Origin of the sequence: Mitsuokella multacida DSM 20544, assembly GCF_000155955.1 — a bacterium.
GTDB lineage: Bacteria > Bacillota > Negativicutes > Selenomonadales > Selenomonadaceae > Mitsuokella > Mitsuokella multacida.
In genome coordinates this window covers 25,561-33,545 of sequence record NZ_GG697142.2, presented here as the reverse complement: position 1 = coordinate 33,545, position 7,985 = coordinate 25,561, and the positions used below count along the sequence as shown (strand labels likewise).

Here is a 7,985-nt window from a genome sequence, read left to right as displayed (position 1 = left end):
TTTTTTGGTATATGCAATTGAGTAATTGAGGAGAGCTTTATAAGGCCTGCGCAGCGCTCTTGCGGCGCTTGAGCTGCAGGATGAGGATGACGGCAAACAGGGCGAAGCCTGCGATATCCGTCATGAAGCCCGGCTTGATCATCATGAGGCCGCCTGCGACGAGCACGAGGCGCTCCAGCAGGCTGCAGTTGTCCGCCAGATAGCCGATGAGCGCCGAGGACAGCGCGACCATGCCGATGAGCGCCGTCAGCGTCGTCATGAACAGGTCGAGCATCGTGCCCTCGAGCATCAAGAGCACGGGTGACAGGACGAACATGTACGGGATGATGAAGGCCGCGATGGCCAGCTTCGACGCATTGATGCCGGTCCTCAGGGGGTTGCCGCCCGCGATGCCGGACCCGGCAAAAGCCGCCAGGGCGACAGGAGGCGTGACGTCGGCGATGATGCCGAAGTAGAAGACGAACATGTGCGCGCAGAGAACGGGGACGCCCATCTGCACGAGAGCAGGTGCCGCAATCGTCGAGGTGATGACGTAGTTGGCCGTCGTCGGCACGCCCATGCCGAGGACGATGGCCGTGATCATCGTGAAGAACATCGTCGGCAGCAGCAGGCCGCCCGAGAGGTCCAGAAGGCCCGAAGCCAGTTTGAGGCCGACGCCCGTCTTCGTGACGACGCCGATGATGATGCCGGCTGCGGCGCAGGCGACGAGGACCGAGAGCACATTGCGCGCGCCGCGGTCGAGGCCGCGGACAATCTCGATTGGCTTCATGCGCGTGGACTTGCGCAGAGCCGAGCAGAGGATGGACAGGACGATGGCGACGAGCGCCGCGCGCATCGGCGTGTAGCCGGATACGAGCAAGTAGACGATGACGATGAGCGGCAGGGCCAGATGGCCGCGCTCCTTGAGGATTGTGCCGATCTTCGGCAACTGGCTGCGCGGGATGCCTTTGAGGTTGCCGCGCTTCGCTTCGAAGTGGACGCCGAGCCAGATGCCGGCGAAGTAGAGGAAGGCCGGCACGATGGCCGCCTTGACGATGTCGATGTAGGGAACGCCGACGAACTCCGCCATGAGGAAGGCCGCCGCGCCCATGACCGGCGGCATGAGCTGGCCGCCCGTCGAGGCCGCCGCCTCAACAGCACCGGCAAAATCCTTGTGGTAGCCGAGCTTCTTCATCATCGGGATGGTCAGAGAGCCCGTACCGACGACATTGGCGACAGAACTGCCGGAGACCGTGCCCATGAGGCCCGACGACAGCACGGCAACCTTCGCCGGACCGCCGCTGGCCCAGCCCGCGATGGCGTTGGCGAGGTCAATGAAGAACTTGCCGAGGCCCGTGGACTCCAGATAGGCGCCGAACAGGATGAACAGGAAGATGAACGTCGACGAGACGCCGAGCGGAATGCCGAAGATGCCCTCCGTCGTGAAGTAGAGGTGGCCAACGAGCTGCTCGATTGTCAGCCCGCGGTGCGCGAGAACGCCCGGCATGTAGGGGCCGGCAAACGCGTAGATCAGGAAGGCCAGCACGACGCAGACCATCGGCAGGCCGACGATGCGGCGCGTCGCCTCGATGACGAGCAGGATGCCCAGCAGGCCGACGGCGAGGTCCACGCCCGAGACCGTGCCCGAGCGCAGCACGAGGTGCTGGTACTCGAAGACGATGTAGGCAGGTGCCGCAGCGCCGAGGATCGAGAGCAGCACGTCAAACGGATGCACCTTGTAGCGCGACCACGACTTGCGCGTCGGGTACAGGAGGTACACGAGCGCCAGGCCGAAGCCGAGGTGGACGGCTCGCTGCAGCTGCGCGTCGAGCACGCCGAACGTCGCCGTGTAGAGCTGGAAGATGGAGAACGTGATGGCAATGGCGGAGACGATCTTCGCCATGACCCCCTTGTACATCATCGTATCGGATTCTTTATCGTATTTCTTTAAAATGTCTTCTGCGGATTTTGGGTCCAGCTTTTCAGTCATAAAAAACATCCTTTCTGCTTCCCTGCTCCTGAACATCTCAGGGAAGGAAAAGTATCGGAGTCAGCTGCCGAGCAGAGCCCGGTAGAACGGCACGATGGCGAGATCGATGCGCGTGCCGGGCGCATATCGTTCATAGAGGCGATACTCCCGCCCCGCGACCGTCAGCGTCAGCTGCGTGCCAACGCCCGTGCGCAGGGCGAGGGTCTTAAAATGTCGGTCCATGTGGTCAAAGACATAGTAGTCGCCTTCCTCACGGAAGTCGCCTTCCTCGGCAAGGAACGGCAGCCCTACGCCGAAAGACTGGTACTTCGTCGAGAGCAGAGTGAAGCCGTCCTTCGCCTCATTGACTTCGAGGTTCTCGAGGACCGGCGTCTTCTGCACCGAGTGGATGAAGTGGATAGAAAATGGCAGACCGGCCCTCGCCTCGACCATCGCCACGCGCTCCCCCGCCGCCCGCACAGTGAAGCACGGCGTCAGCAGGACGGAGAGCACGGCGAAGACAGAGCCGAGCAGGGTCAGCCAGAGACAGATCGGATAACGACGCATACAGACCACCAGACAATATCAAAAAGGCCTCCTCCACCGCACATCCATCGCGCACAGCACGTCGCATGAGCGGACGAAAGAGGCCTTTTTCTAGATCACATTGCTATTACTCTTTGAAGAACTTCTCGGCACCGGCATTCATCGGCAGCGACATGCCCTCGAGGGCCGTGTCCTTCGTGATGAGCTTGCCGACGGAATGAGCGGCCTGCAGGCGGTCGAGATTCGTGAAGATGGCCTTCGCGATGTCATAGCCCATCTTATCGTCGACCTTGTCCGTCGCGACGAGCATTGCCATGACGGAGATCGTCGGGACCTCCTCGTCGAAGCCAGCGTACGTGCCGGCCGGGATTGTCGTCTTCGTGTAGAACGGGTACTTCGCGATCAGGGCCTCGGCCTTGTCGGCATCGACCGGCAACAGGCGGACCTTGTTCTGCGAGGCGATATCCTGTACGGACGAGGTCGGATAGCCGGCCGTCAGGAAAGCTGCATCGACGTTGCCGTCCTTGAGGGCGCTGGCGCCTTCAGCGAAGGACAGGTACTGGACGTCGATGTCATCGTAGGTGATGCCGTACGCTTCGAGGATCTGGCGGGCATTCGCCTCAGCGCCGGAGCCGGCCGCACCGACGGCGACGCGCTTGCCCTTGAGCTCATTGATACTCTTGATGCCCGACTTGTCAAGCGTGACGAACTGGCAGGTCTCCGGATAGAGCGAGGCGATGCCGCGGATGTTGTCGACTTTCTTGTCCTTGAACATCTCCGTGCCATTGACGGCGTAGTACGTGATATCGTTCTGCACGATGGCCAGGTCGACGGAGTTATCCTTGAGCATGTTGATGTTCGCGACCGTCGCACCAGTCGACTGCGCACTCGCATTCATGCCCGGGATCTCCTTATTGAGGATCTCCGCCATCGCACCGCCGATCGGGTAGTACGTGCCAGCCGTACCGCCCGTCGCGATATTGAGGAATTTCTTCTGGCTGCTCTCACTGCCGCATCCGGCTAAGAGCGCCGCTGTCACAACCGCTATGAGTCCCACGGTCAGCATTTTGGTCAAAGAATGAAACTTCATGTTGAACGCCTCCCACTATTTATATCGGATGAATTATATTATGTATAAAATTATAACATAGTATATATACACTGGCAAGTTAGAAAATGGAATTTACCTGTAAATCTGTAATGTATATCTGTATACAAGGAACAAAAAGAGCCCTTCCTCCACAAACTCCGTGGAGAAAAGGCTCTTCCTTGAGCTTCTGTATTTGCTATGTGCTGCGCTTGGCTCAGCCGATGCGGGCCGTATGGATGATCTCATATCCCTTGGCCTTGATCTTCGCGCTGATGGCATCGACATCAGGGATGTCGCCGCGCACGACAATCTCGTATTTGCCATACGGCTGGCGGCACGTCACGAGGCTGTCGATGGACAGGCCGCATTCCGTGAAGATGCCGGCAATGTCGTAGACGACACCGACCTTGTTGTCGACGAGCAGCGTCAGGCGCGTCTTGCCTTCCTGCAGGCCCATGACATCGACGAATGTCTTGAAGATATCCGTCTCCGTGATGACGCCGACGACAGCGCCGACGCTCGAGACGACGGGCAGACCGCCGATCTTGTGGTTGTACATGATGAGCGCCGCTTCCTCGATCGTCGCATCTTCATTGACGGAGATGACCTCTTTGTTCATGATGTCCCCGATCTTGAGCTTGGCGAGCAGCGAGCGCGCCTCGTAGCGCGAGAGCGTCGTCGCCGGCGACGGCGCCACGCGCATGATGTCCTTGTCCGAAAGGAAGCCGACGAGCTTGCCGTCCTCGACGACGGGCAGGCGGCGGAAATGGCCCTTCTTCATGGCCGAAGCCGCTTCATCGACCGGCGTGTCTGGCGAGACGGTCACCGGGTTCTTGGCCATGCGATTTGCTACAAACATTCAGAATCCCCCTCTGCGATTTTCTTGATCTTGATAAGGATACATTCGCCACGGATTCCAGAGTTCCTGCCGCACGGCGAATGCACCGGGAAAACACATCAGCCGCCAAGGTAGGCCTTGCGGACATCCTCGCTGGCCGCGAGCTCTTTTGCGCTTCCAGAGAGCGTGATGCGGCCCGTCTCGAGGACGTAGGCGCGGTTGGCGATGGAGAGTGCCATGTTGGCGTTCTGCTCGACGAGCAGGACCGTCGTGCCGCTCTTGTTAATGTCGACGATGATGTTGAAGATCTCCTTGATGAGCAGCGGCGCGAGGCCCATCGAAGGCTCATCGAGCAGCAGGAGCTTTGGGCGGCTCATGAGCGCGCGGCCCATGGCGAGCATCTGCTGCTCGCCGCCTGAGAGCGTGCCGGCCGACTGGTTCTTGCGCTCCTCGAGGCGCGGGAAGAGCTCGAAGACATGCTTGAGGTCCTGCTGGATGCCAGCCTTGTCCTTGCGCACGAAGGCGCCGAGGTCGAGGTTCTCCATGACCGTCATCTCCGCGAAGACGCGGCGCCCCTCCGGCACCTGCGAGATGCCCTTCTTGACGATTTCGTGTGCGCGCACGCCCGCGATATCCTGGCCGAGAAAGGTGATACCGCCCGTCTTCGGTTTCAGGAGTCCCGAGATCGTGCGCAGCGTCGTCGACTTGCCGGCACCATTGGCGCCGATCAGGGTGACGATCTCGCCCTCCTTGACCTCGAGACTAATGCCCTTGAGCGCGTGGATGGCGCCGTAGTACACGTCTATATTATCGATTTTCAGCATCGGTTCTGCCATATACATCCCTGCTTTCCGTACATCTTCCGTACTTCTGACCCTGCTCATTCGCCGCCGAGGTAGGCCCGGATGACCTCCGGGTCCTGCTTGATCTCATCCGGCGTGCCCTGGGCGATGATCTCGCCGTATTCGAGCACATAGATGCGCTCGCAGATGCCCATGACGAGGCTCATGTCGTGCTCGATGAGCAGGATGGTCAGCCCAAACTCCTTGCGGATCCAGCGGATCATGTCCATGAGCTCCTTCGTCTCCTGCGGGTTCATGCCGGCAGCCGGCTCGTCGAGCAGCAGGAGCTTCGGCTTGGCCGCGAGAGCGCGCGCAATCTCGAGGCGGCGCTGTGCGCCGTACGGCAGGTTCTTGGCGACCTCATAGGCCTTGTCGTCGAGGTGGAAGATCTTGAGGAGTCTGTGTGCCTCCTTCTCGATTTCTTCCTCTTCCTTGAAGTAGCGGCCGATGCGGAAGACCGACTCCAGAAGGCCGTACTTGACGTGGTAGTGGAAGGCGATCTTGACGTTCTCGAGGACCGTGAGTTCCGAGAACAGGCGGATGTTCTGGAACGTGCGCGCGATGCCGCGCTGCGTGACCTGATACGGCTTGAGGCCGACGATGCTCTCGCCCTCGAAGGTGATGCTGCCCGTCGTCGGCTGATAGACGCCCGTCAGCATGTTGAAGGCTGTCGTCTTGCCCGCACCGTTCGGCCCGATGAGGCCGACGAGCTCGCCGCGGTCCAGATGGATGTTGAAATCCGTGACGGCCTTAAGGCCGCCGAATACTTCCGAGACATTCTCGGTGCGCAAGAGCTCACTCATGAGGCGTCTCCCCTTTCTTGAAAATACGGCGGAAAATGCCCATATTCGTGATCTCCATGTAGCCGAACAGGCCCTGCGGGCGATAGAACATCAGGAGGATCAGCGCGATGGCATAGATGATCATGCGGAACTCCGGCCAGCTCGCGAGCGCAGCCGAAATAAAGGTGACGACGAAAGCACCGGCAATCGAGCCCGTGATGGAGCCGAGGCCGCCCATGACGACCATGATGAGGTAGTTGAACGTCTGCATGAAGGTGAAGGACGCCGGACTGATGAGGTAGAAGCAGTGCGCGAACAGGCCGCCTGCGACGCCGGCAAAGGCAGCGCCGATCGTGAAAGCCATGACCTTGTACTTCGTCGTGTTGACGCCCATGGACTCTGCCGCAATCTCATTCTCGCGGATGGCCAAGCAGGCGCGGCCGTGGTTCGAGTTGACGAAGTTCTTGATGAAGAACAGCGTGAACAGCATGATGAAGAAGACCCAGGCGAACGTCGTGTGGTGTGGGATTCCCTTGAAACCGGCCGCGCCGCCGACGTACTGGATGTTCATGATGACGATGCGGATGATCTCGCCGAGGCCCAGCGTCGCGATGGCAAGGTAGTCGCCGCGCAGGCGCAGCGTCGGGATGCCGACGAGGAAGCCGAGGAAGCCGGCGGCGATGCCGCCCGCAATCAAGGCCACGGCGAACGGCAGGTGGAAGTTAGTCGTCAGGACGACGCCGACATAGGCGCCGACGGCCATGAAGCCGGCGTGGCCGAGCGAGAACTGGCCCGTGTAGCCGTTGATGAGGTTGAGGCTCGCGGCCAGGATGATGTTGATGCCGATGATCAGGAGGTTGAGCTGCCAGAACGAGCTCAGGATGCGCTCCGTGATCAGGAGCTGCAGGACTGCGAACAGGACGACTGAGAAGACGAGCATGATGCAGTCATTCTTGCGTAAGTATTTCATATGCTCCCCTCCTTAAACCTTTTCTTTCGTATTCTTGCCGAAGATGCCGGCCGGGCGCACGAGCAACACGAGGATCAGGATGGCAAAGGCTGCCGCATCGCGGAACGTCGACGAGATGAAGCCCGAGACGAGCGCCTCGACGACGCCGAGGATCAGTCCGCCGACCACAGCCCCCGGCAGGATGCCGATGCCGCCGAGAACGGCTGCGACGAAGGCCTTGAGGCCCGGCATGATGCCCATGAGCGGGTCAATCGAGTTGTAGTAGATGCCGACGAGCACACCGGCGACGGCAGCGAGTGCCGAGCCGATGCCGAACGTGATGGAGATGATGCGGTCCGAGTTGATGCCCATGAGCTCCGCCGTCTCCGTATCGAAGGAGGCAGCGCGCATGGCCTTGCCCGTCTTCGTCTTCTGGACGATGTAGGTCAGGATGACCATGAGCACGGCCGTGATGCCGAGGATCAGCATCTGCTGGCCGTTGATGACGATGCCGCCGACCGTGACGGCTACGTCACCGAACATCGCCGGGAACGTACGCGGCGTCGGCGAGACGAAATACATCGTCGTGTACTCGAGGAAGAACGAGACACCGATGGCCGTGATGAGCACCGAGATGCGCGGCGCATGGCGCAGCGGCTTGTAGGCGAGACGCTCGACGAGCATGCCCAGAAAGCCTGTGACGACGAGCGAGATGAGCAGAGACGGCACGATTGAGAGATGTGCCTGCGTGATGGCGAAGAAGCCGATGTAGGCGCCCACCATGTAGATATCACCGTGGGCGAAGTTGATGAGCTTGATGATGCCGTAGATCATCGTATAGCCGAGCGCGATCAGCGCATAGATGCTGCCGAGCGATATGCCATTGATGAGCTGCTGCAGGACCTGATGCAGGATTTCCATAGGATAGCTCCTTTCCTTCCTTTCTTAACTCTTAACAAAGAGAAAAGCCCTCCCCTCGAAGAGAGGTGA

General features: G+C 60.2%; 8 protein-coding genes. All 8 read right to left on the bottom strand.

From position 1 onward, the window contains the following. Positions 1-37 precede the first annotated feature (37 nt). The 8 genes from MITSMUL_RS06950 to MITSMUL_RS06915 all read right to left on the bottom strand — a co-directional run bounded on the left by MITSMUL_RS06950 (position 38) and on the right by MITSMUL_RS06915 (position 7,916). The gene (locus MITSMUL_RS06950; RefSeq protein WP_374938906.1) at positions 38-1,978 is read right to left on the bottom strand and encodes a TRAP transporter permease; all 1,941 of its coding nucleotides are present in this window, start codon (positions 1,976-1,978) and stop codon (positions 38-40) included. 51 nt (positions 1,979-2,029) lie between these two features. Next, a complete protein-coding gene (locus MITSMUL_RS06945) occupies positions 2,030-2,515 on the bottom strand; it encodes a DUF1850 domain-containing protein (protein WP_005841263.1) in 486 nt (161 codons plus the stop codon). Between the two features lie 106 nt (positions 2,516-2,621). Further along, positions 2,622-3,584: a TAXI family TRAP transporter solute-binding subunit gene (locus MITSMUL_RS06940; RefSeq protein ID WP_005841262.1), complete on the bottom strand. Its 963-nt coding sequence runs from the start codon at positions 3,582-3,584 to the stop codon at positions 2,622-2,624. Positions 3,585-3,798: 214 nt separating this feature from the next. Further along, positions 3,799-4,443: a CBS domain-containing protein gene (locus MITSMUL_RS06935; protein ID WP_040636002.1), complete on the bottom strand. Its 645-nt coding sequence runs from the start codon at positions 4,441-4,443 to the stop codon at positions 3,799-3,801. Positions 4,444-4,541: 98 nt separating this feature from the next. Further along, on the bottom strand, positions 4,542-5,258 hold the full coding sequence (locus MITSMUL_RS06930) for an ABC transporter ATP-binding protein (protein WP_040636000.1): 717 nt from the start codon (positions 5,256-5,258) through the stop codon (positions 4,542-4,544). Between the two features lie 44 nt (positions 5,259-5,302). Further along, the gene (locus MITSMUL_RS06925; RefSeq protein WP_005841256.1) at positions 5,303-6,067 is read right to left on the bottom strand and encodes an ABC transporter ATP-binding protein; all 765 of its coding nucleotides are present in this window, start codon (positions 6,065-6,067) and stop codon (positions 5,303-5,305) included. Beyond that, positions 6,060-7,016: a branched-chain amino acid ABC transporter permease gene (locus MITSMUL_RS06920; protein WP_005841254.1), complete on the bottom strand. Its 957-nt coding sequence runs from the start codon at positions 7,014-7,016 to the stop codon at positions 6,060-6,062. Before MITSMUL_RS06920 ends, MITSMUL_RS06925 begins: the two co-directional genes overlap by 8 nt. A 12-nt stretch (positions 7,017-7,028) precedes the next feature. After that, positions 7,029-7,916, bottom strand: a complete 888-nt coding sequence (locus MITSMUL_RS06915; RefSeq protein ID WP_005841253.1) for a branched-chain amino acid ABC transporter permease — start codon at positions 7,914-7,916, stop codon at positions 7,029-7,031. Positions 7,917-7,985 lie beyond the last annotated feature (69 nt).

What these genes read in the sequence shown, in the direction of transcription:
- MITSMUL_RS06950 (WP_374938906.1), bottom strand. Translation starts at nt 1,978, where the DNA reads ATGTTTTTTATGACTGAAAAGCTGGACCCAAAATCCGCAGAAGACATT.
- MITSMUL_RS06945 (WP_005841263.1), bottom strand. Translation starts at nt 2,515, where the DNA reads ATGCGTCGTTATCCGATCTGTCTCTGGCTGACCCTGCTCGGCTCTGTC.
- MITSMUL_RS06940 (WP_005841262.1), bottom strand. Translation starts at nt 3,584, where the DNA reads ATGAAGTTTCATTCTTTGACCAAAATGCTGACCGTGGGACTCATAGCG.
- MITSMUL_RS06935 (WP_040636002.1), bottom strand. Translation starts at nt 4,443, where the DNA reads ATGTTTGTAGCAAATCGCATGGCCAAGAACCCGGTGACCGTCTCGCCA.
- MITSMUL_RS06930 (WP_040636000.1), bottom strand. Translation starts at nt 5,258, where the DNA reads ATGGCAGAACCGATGCTGAAAATCGATAATATAGACGTGTACTACGGC.
- MITSMUL_RS06925 (WP_005841256.1), bottom strand. Translation starts at nt 6,067, where the DNA reads ATGAGTGAGCTCTTGCGCACCGAGAATGTCTCGGAAGTATTCGGCGGC.
- MITSMUL_RS06920 (WP_005841254.1), bottom strand. Translation starts at nt 7,016, where the DNA reads ATGAAATACTTACGCAAGAATGACTGCATCATGCTCGTCTTCTCAGTC.
- MITSMUL_RS06915 (WP_005841253.1), bottom strand. Translation starts at nt 7,916, where the DNA reads ATGGAAATCCTGCATCAGGTCCTGCAGCAGCTCATCAATGGCATATCG.